Annotated in this window: 13 protein-coding genes; 9 read left to right on the top strand and 4 right to left on the bottom strand. The window is 71.5% G+C overall.

Going from position 1 to position 14,888, the window contains the following annotated elements; translation table 11 throughout:
* Position 1: 1 nt before the first annotated feature.
* Complete coding sequence (locus tag ACEPPI_RS05415) at positions 2-475, bottom strand: DUF3093 domain-containing protein (protein WP_373914069.1); 474 nt, start codon at positions 473-475, stop codon at positions 2-4.
* A gap of 58 nt (positions 476-533) precedes the next feature.
* On the opposite strand from ACEPPI_RS05415, the gene ACEPPI_RS05410 reads away from it, so the two are divergent.
* From ACEPPI_RS05410 to ACEPPI_RS05380, 7 genes are all read left to right on the top strand, one after another.
* Positions 534-1,118, top strand: coding sequence for a PaaI family thioesterase (locus ACEPPI_RS05410; protein ID WP_030235187.1), 585 nt, complete (start codon positions 534-536; stop codon positions 1,116-1,118).
* Positions 1,118-1,663, top strand: a complete 546-nt coding sequence (dut, locus tag ACEPPI_RS05405) for a dUTP diphosphatase (RefSeq protein ID WP_280914130.1) — start codon at positions 1,118-1,120, stop codon at positions 1,661-1,663. The genes ACEPPI_RS05410 and dut overlap by 1 nt, the downstream gene beginning before the upstream one ends.
* 1 nt (position 1,664) lies before the next feature.
* Positions 1,665-2,441, top strand: a complete 777-nt coding sequence (locus tag ACEPPI_RS05400) for a DUF3710 domain-containing protein (protein WP_373914068.1) — start codon at positions 1,665-1,667, stop codon at positions 2,439-2,441.
* A gap of 250 nt (positions 2,442-2,691) precedes the next feature.
* A complete protein-coding gene (locus ACEPPI_RS05395) occupies positions 2,692-5,430 on the top strand; it encodes a DUF4118 domain-containing protein (protein ID WP_373914067.1) in 2,739 nt (912 codons plus the stop codon).
* On the top strand, positions 5,427-6,113 hold the full coding sequence (locus ACEPPI_RS05390) for a response regulator (protein WP_266842937.1): 687 nt from the start codon (positions 5,427-5,429) through the stop codon (positions 6,111-6,113). The genes ACEPPI_RS05395 and ACEPPI_RS05390 overlap by 4 nt, the downstream gene beginning before the upstream one ends.
* Before the next feature lie 24 nt (positions 6,114-6,137).
* Positions 6,138-6,557: an OB-fold nucleic acid binding domain-containing protein gene (locus ACEPPI_RS05385; RefSeq protein ID WP_373914066.1), complete on the top strand. Its 420-nt coding sequence runs from the start codon at positions 6,138-6,140 to the stop codon at positions 6,555-6,557.
* A gap of 3 nt (positions 6,558-6,560) precedes the next feature.
* A complete protein-coding gene (locus ACEPPI_RS05380) occupies positions 6,561-7,298 on the top strand; it encodes a DUF3159 domain-containing protein (RefSeq protein WP_373914065.1) in 738 nt (245 codons plus the stop codon).
* Between the two features lie 94 nt (positions 7,299-7,392).
* Here ACEPPI_RS05380 and ACEPPI_RS05375 read toward each other — a convergent pair whose 3' ends face one another.
* Together ACEPPI_RS05375 and ACEPPI_RS05370 are read right to left on the bottom strand one after the other, a co-directional pair.
* Positions 7,393-8,055, bottom strand: coding sequence for a TrkA family potassium uptake protein (locus ACEPPI_RS05375; protein WP_266842943.1), 663 nt, complete (start codon positions 8,053-8,055; stop codon positions 7,393-7,395).
* The gene (locus ACEPPI_RS05370) at positions 8,052-8,720 is read right to left on the bottom strand and encodes a TrkA family potassium uptake protein (RefSeq protein ID WP_266842945.1); all 669 of its coding nucleotides are present in this window, start codon (positions 8,718-8,720) and stop codon (positions 8,052-8,054) included. The genes ACEPPI_RS05375 and ACEPPI_RS05370 overlap by 4 nt, the downstream gene beginning before the upstream one ends.
* 210 nt (positions 8,721-8,930) lie before the next feature.
* On the opposite strand from ACEPPI_RS05370, the gene ACEPPI_RS05365 reads away from it, so the two are divergent.
* Positions 8,931-10,985: an APC family permease gene (locus ACEPPI_RS05365; RefSeq protein ID WP_373914064.1), complete on the top strand. Its 2,055-nt coding sequence runs from the start codon at positions 8,931-8,933 to the stop codon at positions 10,983-10,985.
* Positions 10,986-11,086: 101 nt separating this feature from the next.
* Entirely contained in the window at positions 11,087-12,418 is a 1,332-nt protein-coding gene (locus ACEPPI_RS05360) for a class I SAM-dependent RNA methyltransferase (RefSeq protein WP_373914063.1), read from the top strand.
* A 756-nt stretch (positions 12,419-13,174) separates the two neighbouring features.
* On the opposite strand, the gene ACEPPI_RS05355 is transcribed toward ACEPPI_RS05360, so the two are convergent.
* A partial coding sequence (locus ACEPPI_RS05355; RefSeq protein ID WP_373914062.1) for an Ig-like domain repeat protein occupies positions 13,175-14,888 on the bottom strand: 1,714 nt, incomplete at its 5' end.

Raw genomic sequence — 14,888 nt, 5'->3', positions numbered from 1 at the left:
CTCAGGCGCCGGTGGCCGGGACCGCCTGCGCCGCGCGGATCGCCGCCGCCAGGGCCCGGGGCTCGCGGGTGGACACGTACACGTAGGGCGTCGGGTCCGCCGGGTCGGTGACCTCGACGCGGACCGCCGTGGGCACGTAGCTGCGCATCAGCATGAAGGCGCGGACGTCGGCCTTGTACGTGCGCCAGGCGCGGGCCTCCTCCGCCTCCAGGACCTCCGGTTCGCCGAGCGCCGTCACCGGGATCCGGGCCTCGCCCGCCGCCAGCGAGCCGTTCACCACGCGCACGCGCGCGGAACCGTACGAACTGACCAGCAGCGCCGCCAGTGCCGTCCCGCCGACCAGCCCGGCCAGCAGCGGCAGGGTGCCCAGCGGGAGCAGCGTCAGCGCGCACGCCAGCCCGGTCAGGGCGGCCACGCCCCACCAGGAGCGGGGGGCGGACAGTCGTTCGTCGTGGTGCGCGGGGGAGAGCTGCATACACGCAAGCCTCCCACGAGGCGACCGGCCGGTAGCCGCGCGGGTAAGGTCAGCGGCTGTGAGTGGACGAAACACAGCGTTGACGCCCCCGGCCGATGCCGCCGCGCCGGTCCGGCATCCCGACGCACCGGCACCCGGCGAGCTCCTCGGCGCGCACTACGAACACTGTTTCGGGTGCGGTGGGGGACAGCCGCACGGGCTCCATCTGGAGGCCCGCGCGGGTGAGGGCGTGCGCATCACCGCCGAGTTCACCGTCAGGCCCGCTCACCAGGGCGCGCCCGGACTCGCCCACGGCGGGGTCCTGGCCACCGCGCTCGACGAGACGCTCGGCTCCCTGAACTGGCTGCTGCGCGTGATCGCGGTGACCGGCCGGCTGGAGACGGACTTCGTGCGGCCCGTGCCCGTGGACACCGTGCTGTATCTGGAGGCCGAGGTCACCGCCGTCGCCGGACGGAAGATCTACTCCACGGCGGTGGGCCGGATAGGCGGCCCGGACGGCCCGGTCGCCGTCCGCGCGGACGCGCTCTTCATCGAGGTGAAGGTCGACCACTTCATCGACAACGGTCGGCCCGAGGAGATCCGGGCGGCGATGGCCGACCCGGACCAGGTCAGGCGCACCCGCGCCTTCGAGGTGAACCCCTGATGTCCCAGAACAACCACGCACCCCGCCATGACGTCGACGTGCTGATCCGCCGCGTCGACCCCGAGGTGCCCCTCCCGTCCTACGGTCACCCCGGCGACGCCGGCTGCGACCTGGTGACCACGGTCGCCGCCGAGCTGGAACCCGGGGAGCGGGCCGTCCTGCCCACCGGCGTCTCCATCGCCCTGCCCGACGGGTACGCCGCCTTCGTGCACCCGCGCTCGGGCCTGGCCGCCCGCTGCGGGCTCGCGCTCGTGAATGCCCCGGGGACGGTGGATGCCGGGTACCGTGGGGAAATCAAGGTGATCGTGGTCAATCTCGACCCTCGCGAGAGCGTCAGGTTCGAGCGTTTCGACCGCATTGCCCAGCTGGTTGTCCAGCGGGTCGAGAAGGTGCGCTTCCACGAGGTGGAGGAGCTTCCCGGCTCGGCCCGGGCCGACGGGGGGTTCGGCTCCACCGGCGGTCATGCGGCCGTGGCCGGATCCGGCGCTGGTCAGCAGGGTGGGAATGGCTACGCTTCGGTCGTAACCGACCGGGAAGGACAGTGACGTGTTCGGACGTCGCAAGAAGAACGACTCCGTCAGGGACGGCGGCGCGGCCGAGCAGGTCGACGGCGTGCGCGCCGATGAGCCGGCCGACGGACTCGACTCCGCCAAGCCGCGCAGGCTGAACCTGCCTCCGGCCCCGCGTCCCGACGGCCCGTGGGACGTTTCCGAGGTGCCCGGCAACCCGGCCGACGGCCGCGTCGACCTGGGCGGCATCCTCGTACCCGGTGTCGAGGGCATGGAACTGCGCGTCGAGGTCGCCGGGGACGCGATCGTGGCCGCGACCGTGGTCCTCGGCGACAGCGCGGTGCAGCTCCAGGCCTTCGCCGCGCCCAAGAAGGAGGGCATCTGGGGCGAGGTCCGCGAGGAGATCGCCTCGGGGATCACCCAGCAGGGCGGCATCATCGACGAGGTCGAGGGCCCGCTGGGCTGGGAGCTGCGCGCGCAGGTCCCCGTTCCGCTGCCCGACGGCCAGACGGGCGCCCAGCTGGTGCGCTTCGTCGGCGTCGACGGCCCCCGCTGGTTCCTGCGCGGTGTCATCTCCGGCCAGGGCGCGGTGCGCCCGGAGTCGGCCGGAGTGCTGGAGAACATCTTCCGGGAGACCGTCGTCCTGCGCGGCGAGGGCCCGATGGCCCCGCGCGACCCCATCGTCCTGAAGCTGCCGAACGACGCCCAGATGGTGCCGGACGGTGTGCAGACGGCCGAGGACCAGGAGGGCTCCCGCTTCTCCGGCGGCATGGGCCAGCTGGAGCGCGGCCCGGAGATCACCGAGGTCCGCTGACCTTCGGGGAACGCTGCAGGACCGTGAGGTCCCCGGGGCTCCGCCCGTGGCCGGTGGGCCCCGCCCACCCAGGGGGGGGGCCCACCGGCCTTCGTGTTGAACGGTGCCGGCGAGCCGGTGTCCGTGTCCCGGCGGGCGTGTCCCGCCGGCCCCGCGTGCCGGGCATCCGGCGCGTCAGGGATGCGTCAGGGATGGGTCCGGGGCGATCGATCGGTGCGTGAACTGCGGCGATGTCCCGGAGAATGAGCGCATGGGACGCGGCAGGCTAAGGATCTATCTCGGCGCGGCACCCGGTGTGGGCAAGACGTACGCGATGCTCTCGGAGGGCCACCGCCGGGTGGAGCGGGGCGGCGACTGCGTCGTCGGCTTCGTCGAGCACCACGGGCGGGCGCGCACCGAGGTGATGCTGCACGGACTCGAACAGGTGCCGCGCAAGGAGCTCGCGTACCGCGGTGCGTCCTTCACCGAGATGGACGTGGACGCGGTGCTGGCGCGGCGGCCGGCCGTCGCGCTGGTGGACGAGCTCGCCCACACCAATGTCCCCGGCTCGCGCAACGCCAAGCGCTGGCAGGACGTGGCGGAGCTGCTCCGGGCCGGGATCGACGTGGTGTCCACCGTCAACATCCAGCACCTGGAGTCGCTCGGCGACGTGGTCGAGTCGATCACCGGGGTGCGCCAGCGCGAGACCGTCCCGGACGAGGTGGTCCGGCGGGCCGACCAGATCGAACTCGTCGACATGTCCCCGCAGGCCCTGCGCCGACGGATGGCCCACGGCAACATCTACCGGCCCGACAAGGTCGACGCGGCCCTGTCGAACTACTTCCGGCCCGGGAACCTCACCGCGCTGCGCGAGCTGGCGCTGCTGTGGGTGGCCGACCGGGTCGACGAGTACCTCCAGGAGTACCGGGGCGAGCACGGCATCCGCTCGACCTGGCAGGCCCGTGAGCGGATCGTCGTCGGGCTCACCGGCGGGCCGGAGGGGCGCACGCTGATCCGGAGGGCCTCCCGGATGGCTGCCAAGGCTTCGGGCAGCGAGGTCCTCGCCGTCTACATCGCCCGCAGCGACGGGCTCACCTCGGCCTCGCCGAAGGAGCTCGCGGTTCAGCGAACCCTGGTCGAAGACCTTGGCGGAACGTTTCACCATGTGATCGGCGACAACATCCCCGAATCCCTCCTGGAATTCGCCCGCGGGGTCAACGCCACCCAGGTCGTACTGGGCTCCAGCCGCCGCAAGGCCTGGCAGTACGTGCTCGGGCCGGGCGTGGGCGCGACCGTGGCCCGCGACTCGGGTCCCGACCTCGACGTGCACATCGTCACCCACGAGGAGGTGGCCAGGGGCCGCGGGCTGCCGGTGACCCGCTCGACCGCCCGGCTCGGACGGTCCAGGATCGTGGCCGGCTGGCTGGTCGGGGTGGTCCTCCCGGCGCTGCTGTGCGTCCTGCTCACGCACATCAGCGCGAACCCGGGCCTGGCCAACGAGATGCTCCTCTTCCTGGCCCTGACGGTGGCGGCCGCGCTGGTGGGCGGGCTCTGGCCGGCCCTGGCCTCGGCCGCCTTCGGCTCGCTGCTGCTGAACTACTACTTCGCCCCTCCGGTACACCGGTTCACGATCTCCGACCCGCGCAACATCATGGCCATCGCCGTGTTCTTCGGGGTCGCGGTCTCGGTCGCCTCCGTGGTGGACCTGGCGGCCCGGCGCACGCACCAGGCCGCCCGGCTGCGCGCGGAGTCCGAGATCCTCTCCTTCCTCGCCGGGAGCGTGCTGCGCGGCGAGACCGCCCTGGACGCGCTGCTGGAGCGGGTGCGCGAGACCTTCGCGATGGAGTCCGTGGCCCTGCTGGAGCGGGCCGGGGACGTCGAGCCCTGGACCCGGGCCGGCAGCGTCGGCCCGGCGCCGGCCGCCCGGCCCGAGGACGCCGATGTGGACATGCCGATCGGCGACCACATGGCGCTGGCCCTGTCCGGGCGGGTGCTGCCCGCCGAGGACCGCCGGGTGCTCGGCGCGTTCGCCGCCCAGGCCGCCGTGGTGCTGGACCGCCAGCGGCTCGTCGGGGAGGCCGAGGAGGCCCGCCGGCTGGCCGAGGGCAACCGGATCCGGACGGCCCTGCTGGCCGCCGTCAGCCACGACCTGCGGACGCCCCTGGCCTCCATCAAGGCCTCCGTCAGCTCTCTGCGCTCCGATGACGTGGAGTGGTCCGAGGAGGACCGGGCCGCGCTGCTCGAGGGGATCGAGGACGGCGCCGACCGGCTGGACCACCTCGTGGGCAACCTGCTGGACATGTCCCGCCTCCAGACCGGCACCGTGACCCCGCTGATCCGGGAGATCGACCTCGACGAGGTGGTCCCGATGGCGCTCGGCGGCGTACCGGAGGACAGCGTGCTGCTGGACGTCCCGGAATCCCTGCCCATGGTGGCCGTGGACCCGGGGCTGCTGGAGCGCAGCGTGGCCAACATCGTGGAGAACGCCGTCAAGTACAGCCCCCGCGGGCAGCCCGTGCTCGTCGCGGCCAGCTTCCTCGGCGACCGGGTCGAGCTCCGGGTCGTCGACCGGGGGCCCGGGGTGCCGGACGAGGCCAAGGACAGGATCTTCGCCCCCTTCCAGCGGTACGGGGACGCCCCGCGCGGCACCGGGGTGGGCCTCGGGCTGGCCGTGGCCCGGGGCTTCGCCGAGGCGATGGACGGCACCCTCACCGCCGAGGACACCCCCGGGGGCGGCCTGACGATGGTGCTCACCCTGCGCGCGGCGACCCGGGACGCCCCGGCCGGGGACGGGGCGCCGCGGGGCGCCGCGGGAACCGGGCCGGGCCCGGGCGGCGTCGACCGCGTGGGGCGCCCGGAGCGCTCGGCGGAGGCGCCGGGCAGTCCGGACGGACCGGACGGGGCGCAGGCCCTGGGGGCGGCGTCCGCGGCACGAGCAGGACAGACACCGTCCCCGGCTCCGCAGGGAGCCGGGGACCACTCCGAACGACAGAAAGCAGGACCCCAATGACCCGGGTGCTCGTGGTGGACGACGAGCCGCAGATCGTCCGAGCCCTCGTGATCAATCTGAAGGCGCGCCGGTACGAGGTCGACGCCGCGGCCGACGGGGCCCAGGCCCTGGAGCTCGCGGCGGCCCGCCACCCCGACGTGGTCGTCCTCGACCTCGGCCTGCCCGACATGGACGGGGTCGAGGTGATCAGGGGGCTGCGGGGCTGGACCCGGGTGCCGATCCTGGTGCTCTCCGCCCGGCACAGCTCCGACGAGAAGGTCGAGGCCCTCGATGCGGGCGCCGACGACTACGTCACCAAGCCCTTCGGCATGGACGAGCTGCTGGCCCGCCTGCGCGCGGCCGTGCGCCGGGCCGAGCCGGCGGCCGGGGCGGGCGAGGACGAGGTGGTGGTGGAGACCGAGGGGTTCACCGTGGACCTCGCCGCGAAGAAGGCGGTGCGCGAGGGACGCGACGTACGCCTCACCCCCACCGAGTGGCACCTGCTGGAGGTGCTGGTCCGCAACGGCGGGAAGCTCGTCAGCCAGAAGCAACTGCTCCAGGAGGTCTGGGGGCCCTCGTACGGGACGGAGAGCAACTACCTGCGGGTCTACATGGCGCAACTGCGCCGCAAGCTGGAGGCCGACCCCTCGCACCCCCGCCACTTCATCACCGAACCGGGCATGGGATACCGCTTCGAGAGGTAGCGGGGGCGCCGGTAGGCTTCCGGTATGAGTGCTGAACCGCGTCCCGAGAAGCCCGAGAAGCCGGCCCGGCCGGCGGGCCGGTTCCGCCGGATGATCGAACGGCTGTCCACCTCCCAGGAGGAGCTGCATTCGGCGGAGCTGCAGGAGGACGCAGAAGCCGCGGGGTGCACGCGGATCTGCGACTGCCACGACCGCCAGATAGTCAAGGTGACCGGAACCCTGCGTACGGTCACCCTGCGTCCGAGGGCGGGCGTTCCCGCCCTGGAGGCGGAGCTCTTCGACGGCTCGGCCCCGCTCGACGTGGTGTGGCTCGGACGTCGCTCGATCGTGGGAATCGAACCCGGGCGGCGCATGATCGCCTCCGGGCGGATCTCGATGAGTCATGGGCGCCGGGTCCTCTTCAACCCGAAGTACGAACTCCGACCGCTCGGACAGGAGCACTGACCGGTGACGTCATTCGACCGCTCGTCCCCCCCGCCGAATCCGCAGGACCCCGCGGCCGACCAGAAGGCCGTGACGCAGGCGGCCCTCTTCGACGCGTTCGGCGGCATCCGGGGCACCGTGGAGACGATGCTCCCCGGCCTGCTCTTCGTGATGATCTACACGATCAACAAGGACGTGAAGTCCTCGGCCATCGCGGCGGGCGCGGTCGCCGTCCTGCTGGTGATCGTCCGGCTGCTGCGCAAGGACACCGTCAAACACGCCTTCAGCGGTGTGTTCGGCGTGGGCGTGGGCGTGGCCTTCGCCCTGTTCACGGGCAGCGCCAAGGGCTTCTACCTGCCGGGCATGATCTACGGTGCCGGCCTGGGCGTGGCCTTCACGCTGTCGGCGCTCGTGGGCTTCCCGCTGCTGGGCGTGATCCTCGGACCGGTCTTCAAGGAGAACCTGTCCTGGCGCACCCGCAACCCGGGGCGCAAGAAGGCCTACACCAAGGCCAGCCTGGCCTGGGGCATCATCTTCCTCGCCAAGTACGCGATCCTCTTCCCGCTGTACTGGTGGGGTGACGCCACGCAGCTGGGCTGGGTGCTGATCGCGCTGAAGCTGCCGCCGATGGTGCTCGCCGTGTACTTCACCTGGGTCTTCCTCGCGAAGGCGCCGCCGCCGATCGACGTCATCGCCGAGTACGAGGCCGAGGAGGCCGCGGAGAAGGCGGCCAGGGCCGCCGCGCGCGAGCGGGGCGTCTGACACCACCCGTGTCCGGCGCCGGTGCCCGGCGACGTACACGGCGAAGGGGCGGGGAGACCGGATGGTCTCCCAGCCCCTTCGCCGTACGGGTACCTCAGTGACGGGCCTGGAGGAGGTCCTCCAGCTGCTCCTCGCGGGCCTGGGCGGCCACGAAGAGGAGCTCGTCGCCGGGCTCCAGGGTCTCCTCGCCGTGCGGCGTGAGCACCCGGTTGCCCCGGATGATCGTGACGAGCGAGGTGTCCTCCGGCCAGGAGATCTCGCTGATCTGGGTGCCCGCGACCGAGGAGTCGGCCGGCAGGGTCAGCTCGACGAGGTTGGCGTCGCCGTGGCTGAAGCGCAGCAGCCGCACCAGGTCGCCGACGCTGACGGCCTCCTCGACGAGGGCCGACATCAGGCGCGGGGTGGACACCGCCACGTCGACGCCCCAGGACTCGTTGAAGAGCCACTCGTTCTTCGGGTTGTTGACCCGCGCCACGACCCGGGGGACCCCGTACTCGGTCTTGGCGAGGAGGGAGACGACCAGGTTGACCTTGTCGTCACCGGTGGCGGCGATGACCACGTTGCAGCGCTGCAACGCGGCCTCGTCCAGCGAGGTGATCTCGCAGGCGTCGGCCAGCAGCCACTCGGCCTGCGGGACCCGCTCCACCGAGATGGCGGTCGGCGCCTTGTCCACGAGGAGCACCTCGTGGCCGTTCTCCAGCAGCTCGCCCGCGATGGAGCGGCCCACGGCGCCGGCTCCGGCGATCGCGACCCTCATGCGTGTGCCTCCTCGGGCCCCTCGGCGAAGGCCGCCTCAACCTTGTCGATCTCGTCCGTGCGCATCATCACGTGGACGAGGTCGCCCTCCTGCAGGACCGTCTGCGAAGTCGGCAGCATCGCCTCGCCCAGGCGGGTGAGGAACGCAACACGCACGCCCGTCTCCTCCTGGAGCTTGCTCACCTTGTGCCCGATCCAGGCGGCGGAGGTGTGCACCTCCGCGAGCTGCACCCCGCCGCTGGGGTCGCGCCACAGCGGCTCGGCGCCCGAGGGCAGGAGGCGCCGCAGCATCTGGTCGGCGGTCCACCGCACGGTCGCGACGGTGGGGATGCCGAGACGCTGGTAGACCTCCGCGCGCTTGGGGTCGTAGATGCGGGCGGCGACGTTCTCGACGCCGAACATCTCCCGGGCCACGCGGGCGGCGATGATGTTGGAATTGTCACCACTGCTGACCGCGGCGAAGGCGCCCGCGTCCTCGATCCCGGCCTCCCGCAGGGTGTCCTGGTCGAAGCCGACCCCGGTGACCCGGCGGCCGCCGAAGGAAGCCCCGAGCCGGCGGAATGCGGTGGGGTCCTGGTCGACGACCGCGACCGTATGCCCCTGCTGTTCCAGGGTCTGCGCGAGGGCGGAGCCCACTCTTCCGCAGCCCATAATGACGATGTGCACGGCCGTCCTTCCGGCTGACAGCGGCTCGCTGGTTACCAGCCTCATTGCATGCTCTGGCTAAACAGGGTCTCAGACCATGGCCCAAGCTACACACGGGCGGTCACCAGTGTGGCCTTTTGGGGTTCGAGGGTGCCGCATTGGGCGCCCGTCGGCACGGATAAGGGGGCCGGGGGTTCGTCAGCCGGATATCGAACGCTTACGATCCTCTGCGTGTCCAAACTGACCGACGTGCCCAAACGGATCCTGATTGGCCGGGCGCTACGCAGCGACCGCCTCGGGGAAACCCTCCTCCCCAAGCGGATCGCCCTTCCTGTGTTCGCATCCGACCCGCTCTCCTCGGTGGCCTATGCCCCCGGCGAGGTACTGCTGGTCCTGTCGATCGCGGGTGTGTCGGCGTACCACTTCAGCCCATGGATCGCGGTCGCGGTCGTCGTGCTGATGTTCACGGTGGTCGCCTCCTACCGGCAGAACGTCCACGCGTACCCGAGCGGCGGCGGTGACTACGAGGTCGCCAACACCAACCTCGGGCCCCGGGCCGGTCTCACCGTCGCGAGCGCCCTGCTCGTCGACTACGTGCTCACCGTGGCCGTATCGATCTCCTCCGGCGTCGAGAATCTCGGCTCCGCCGTCGATTTCGTCATCGAGCACAAGGTGCTCTCGGCGATGATCATGATTCTGCTCCTCACGCTGATGAATCTGCGCGGGGTCAAGGAATCCGGGAAACTCTTCGCCATTCCGACGTACGTGTTCGTCGGGGCCGTGTTCGTGATGATCGCGTGGGGCGCCTGGCGCGGCCTCGTGCTGGGCGACACCATGGAGGCACCCACCGCCGGCCTGGAGATCAAGGCGGAGCACCAGGGGCTGGCGGGCTTCGCCCTGGTATTCCTGCTGCTGCGGGCCTTCTCCTCCGGCTGCGCCGCCCTGACGGGCGTCGAGGCGATCAGCAACGGCGTGCCCGCCTTCCGCAAGCCCAAGAGCAAGAACGCCGCCACCACCCTCGCGCTCATGGGCATCCTGGCCGTCACCATGTTCTGCGGGATCATCGGCCTGGCCATGTCCACCAACGTGCGGATGGCCGAGTCGCCCGCCACCAACCTGCTCGACAACGGCGTCCCGGTCGGACCCGACTTCGTCCAGCACCCGGTGATCTCCCAGGTCGCCGAGGCCGTCTTCGGCAACGGCAGCTTCCTGTTCATCGTGCTGGCGACCGCCACCGCGCTCGTCCTGTTCCTGGCCGCGAACACCGCGTACAACGGCTTCCCGCTGCTCGGCTCGATCCTCGCCCAGGACCGCTACCTGCCCCGCCAGCTGCACACCCGCGGCGACCGGCTCGCCTTCTCCAACGGCATCGTGCTGCTCGCGGGCGCCGCCATGCTGCTGGTGTGGATCTACGACGCCGACTCCACCAAGCTGATCCAGCTCTACATCGTGGGCGTCTTCGTCTCCTTCACGCTGAGCCAGATCGGCATGGTCCGGCACTGGAACCGCCACCTGCGCAGCGAGCGCGACCAGGCCGCCCGCCGCCGGATGCAGCGCTCGCGGGCCATCAACACCTTCGGCGCCTTCTTCACCGGCATGGTGCTGGTCGTCGTCCTGGCCACGAAGTTCACCCACGGCGCCTGGGTCGCCCTGCTCGGCATGGTGATCTTCTACGGAACCATGACCGCGATCCGCAAGCACTACGACCGGGTCGCCAACGAGATCGCCGCCGCCGAGGGCCCCAGCGACGACAGCGTGCGCCCCTCCCGGGTCCACTCGATCGTCCTGGTCTCCAAGGTCCACAAGCCGACCCTGCGCGCCCTCGCGTTCGCCAAGCTGACCCGCTCGGACACCCTGGAGGCGCTCAGCATCAGCGTCGACGCGGACGAGACCAAGGCGCTGAAGGCCGAGTGGGAGCGGCGCGGGATCAACGTCCCGCTGAAGATCCTCGACTCTCCGTACCGCGAGATCACCCGGCCGGTCGTCGAGTACGTCAAGGGGCTGCGCAGCGAGAACCCGCGCGACGCCGTCAGCGTCTACATCCCCGAGTACGTCGTCGGCCGCTGGTACGAGCACCTGCTGCACAACCAGAGCGCGCTGCGACTCAAGGGCCGCCTGCTCTTCACCCCCGGTGTGATGGTCACCTCGGTGCCCTACCAGCTGGAGTCCTCGGAGCTCGCCAAGCGGCGGGCCAAGAAGCGCCAGGACTGGAACGCCCCGGGCGCCGTGCGCCGCGGCCCCGTCGACACCCCGCGCCCGCGGCCGAAGGACCCGGCGGGCAAGTGAGCCCCGCCGCCTCACGGTGGTGAACGGCCGGACGAGATCCACGTAAACTGGTGGGTCGGTCGTCCGGCCGTTTTCCTTTGATCTCCTGGAGCCTCCCCACCATGACCGAGCAGAACGAGAAGCAGTCACTGGTCGGGGAGGAGTACGAGGTCGAGGTCGGTCCCGTCGCGCACGGAGGCCACTGCATCGCCCGCACCGCGGACGGCCGCGTCCTGTTCGTCCGCCACACCCTTCCCGGCGAGAAGGTCGTCGCGAAGGTGACGGAGGGCGACATCGACTCCCGCTTCCTGCGCGCCGACGCGATCACCGTCCTCGACGCCTCCAAGGACCGGGTGCCGGCCCCCTGCCCGTACGCCGGCCCCGGCAAGTGCGGCGGCTGCGACTGGCAGCACGCCAAGCCGGGCGCCCAGCGCCGGCTCAAGGGCGAGGTCGTCGCCGAGCAGCTGAAGCGGCTCGCCGGCCTCACCCCGGAGGAGGCGGGCTGGGACGGCACCGTCATGCCGGCCGAGGGCGACAAGCTGCCCGCGGGGCAGGTTCCGCAGTGGCGCACCCGCGTGCAGTTCGCGATCGACGAGGACGGCCGCGCGGGCCTGCGCAAGCACCGCTCGCACGACATCGAGCACATCGACCACTGCATGATCGCCGCTCCCGGCGTCTCCGAGCTCGGCATCGAGCAGCAGGACTGGCCCCAGATGGCCTCGGTCGAGGCCATCGCGGCCTCGGGCTCGAACGACCGCCAGGTGGTCCTGACCCCGCGCCCCGGCGGCCGCCTGCCCCTCGTGGAACTCGACAAGCCGGTCTCGGTCCTGCGGGTCGAGGAGAAGGACGGCGGCGTCCACCGCGTCCACGGCCGCCCCTTCGTCCGCGAGCGCGCCGACGGCCGCACGTACCGCGTCGGCATGGGCGGCTTCTGGCAGGTCCACCCGCAGGCCGCCGACACCCTGATCAAGGCCGTCATGCAGGGCCTGATGCCGCGCAAGGGCGAGATGGCTCTCGACCTGTACTGCGGCGTCGGCATCTTCGCGGGCGCCCTGGCAGAGCGCCTGGGCGACACCGGGGCCGTCCTCGGCATCGAGACGACGAAGCGCGCCGTCGAGGACGCCCGCCACAACCTGGCGGACTTCCCCCGGGTCCGCATCGAGCAGGGCAAGGTCGAAGCCGTCCTCCCGAAGACCGGCATCACGGAATGCGACCTGGTCGTCCTGGACCCGCCCCGCGCGGGCGCCGGCAAGCAGACGGTCCGCCACATCGCGGGCCTTTCCGCCCGCCGCATCGCCTACGTCGCCTGCGACCCGGCGGCCCTGGCCCGCGACCTGGCGTACTTCGCCGAAAACGGCTACAAGGTCCGCACCCTCCGCGTCTTCGACCTCTTCCCGATGACCCACCACGTGGAGTGCGTCGCGATCCTGGAGCCCATCCGCGACGACGCCTGACCTGCGGATTTGCGGTCTGTGTGTCGCTCGACAGGCTTCCGGTTACCCACTGGGCCGAGCGTGTGGTCTGCCCTGCCGAAGACGCTGCAGCCCGCGGGTTTGCGTCGAGGCCGGAATCGGTTCGATGGCGCCGCTGTCAGCGGGCGCTTGGAGTTTTTGACGCTTACATGACGCTCGTCCTGATGCCTTGTCAGGCGTGCCGGGATCCCTTGCGAGGCCACGAGGCCGGGCTCGGATGACGGTCGCTGGACGGCTCGTTCGGTTGTCGTCGGCTTGCTCGGCAACCGTGCGCGGAGGGCGTGGGGGCCTGCGGCGGGACGGGGGTCGAATTCGGTGCGTCGAGCGATCTGAAGGGCGAACGACGGCCTTCGCCCTCTTCCGGGGTGGTCGGCTGTAATGAGCGTGTAGGGCCTGGCGCTCTGCGCCGCCGGCCCGTGGGCCCGGTGCTGGGCTGGTGCGGAGGGGGCGCGGTCACCGCTGTCGCACGCTCCTGTGACCCGGCCACGGACGGAACGAGACGCGCGGTGGGCGCGGGACGGATCAGCGCTGCCCCTTGCGGTTGCGGTGGGCAGTCGGACCTGGAGGCGGGACAGGGCGACGCCGAGTCCCTCGTCGGCGCCGCCCCGGCCCATCTCCAAGCACCACGTGTGTCTTCACGGTCGCCGGCTGACCGGGGCGGCGGCTGCAGCCCCGGTCAGCCGGCCCCGCCCCGGCCCGTGGCTCCCGGAGCAGTGACCGGCGTTGACCGGCGTTCGGTCAGGGAAGGAGCGGGAGGAGGACGAGTGTCAGCGGGGCCGTCACGGAGGACGAGGCGTAGCAACTCGTCCCCGCGAAGGACGCGGTGTAGCTCGTCGCCGTGATCACCGTGCTGGGAACCGGCAGCATCGGCGGTGACAGTGTCGCCACCCCGCTGGCGTTGGTGAGCGCGGTCCCGAGGGCGATGGGCCCGAGCGGCGTGTTCGCCTTGAAGGTGACCAGTTGTCCCGGGAGCGGAGCGGCGCTGGAGGTGACCTTGAGCGTAGCGCTCATCGACGGGATGACGAACGTGCCGTTCGTCCGCAGGCGGATCTGCGCCGGGGCCGCCGTCAGCGTCGTGGGAGCCGGGTTCACGGTCAGGTTCGCCGCCGCGGCAGAGGGACTGTGGCAGGGGCCTCCGTTGTAGACGGCGGTCACCGTGCCGCTGGTGCCCGCGGTGGTGGTGACGCAGGCCGTGCCGCTCGCGTTGAGAGCCACGGTCTGGCTGAAGCCGCCGGGACCGGTGAAGGTGACCGTCCCGGTGGGAGTGCCGCTGCCCGGCGCGTTGGTCGTGACTGTGGCGCAGAACGTCACCGGCTGGCCGCAGACCGCGGGGTTGGGGGTGATGGTGAGCGCGGTCGTGGTCTGGGCGCTGTTCACGGTCACGCCCGTCGTGCCCTTCGACGGCTTGAAGCATCCGTTGCCGTTGTAGACGGCCGTGATCGTGCCGTTGGTGAGGTTGTTGGTGGTGACGCATGCCGTGCCGCCGGCGGTCAGTGGCACCGTGGTGTTCAGTCCGCCGGGGCCGGTGAAGGTGACGGTTCCGGTGGGGGTGCCGCTGCCGGGTGCCACTGCGGTGACGGTGGCGCAGACCTTTACGGTCTGGCCGCATACCGACGGGTTGGGGTTCACCGATACCGTGGTGGTGCTGGCTGCCTGGTTGACGGTCACCGGTGCGGTGCCGGTCGATGAGGAGAAGCAGCTGTTGCCGTTGTAGACGGCCGTGATCGTGCCGTTGGTGAGGTTGTTGGCGGTGACGCATGCCGTGCCGCCGGCGGTCAGTGGCACCGTGGTGTTCAGTCCGCCGGGGCCGGTGAAGGTGACGGTTCCGGTGGGGGTGCCGCTGCCGGGTGCCACTGCGGTGACGGTGGCGCAGACCTTTACGGTCTGGCCGCATACCGACGGGTTGGGGTTCACCGATACCGTGGTGGTGCTGGCTGCCTGGTTGACGGTCACCGGTGCGGTGCCGGTCGATGAGGAGAAGCAGCTGTTGCCGTTGTAGACGGCTGTGACCGTGCCGGTTTCCAGCGTGGTCGTGGTGACGCATGCTGTGCCGCCCGTGTCCAGGGTGACGGTCTCGTTCAGTCCGCCGGGGCCGGTGAAGGTGACGGTTCCGGTGGGGGTGCCGCTGCCGGGTGCCACTGCGGTGACGGTGGCGCAGACGGTCACGGTCTGGCCGCATACCGAGGGGTTGGGGTCCACCGACACGGTGGTGGTGCTGGCCGCCTGGTTGGCCGTCACCTCGAAGGGGCCGTTCGCGCCCGCGAAGCAGGAGTCGCCGTTGTAGGCGGCCGAGTACGTGCCGCTGGTGAGGCTGCTGGTGGTCAGGCATGCCGTGCCGCCTGTGTCCAGCGTAAGTGTCACGTTCAGTCCGCCGGGGCCGGTGAAGGTGACGGTTCCGGTGGGGGTGCCGCTGCCGGGTGCCACTGCGGTGACGGTGGCGCAGACGGTCACG

The sequence above is a fragment of the Streptomyces sp. AB3(2024) genome (assembly GCF_041862025.1).
GTDB lineage: Bacteria > Actinomycetota > Actinomycetes > Streptomycetales > Streptomycetaceae > Streptomyces.
The sequence above is the reverse complement of the archived record's forward strand: the minus strand, read 5'-3'. Positions and strand labels throughout refer to the sequence as shown.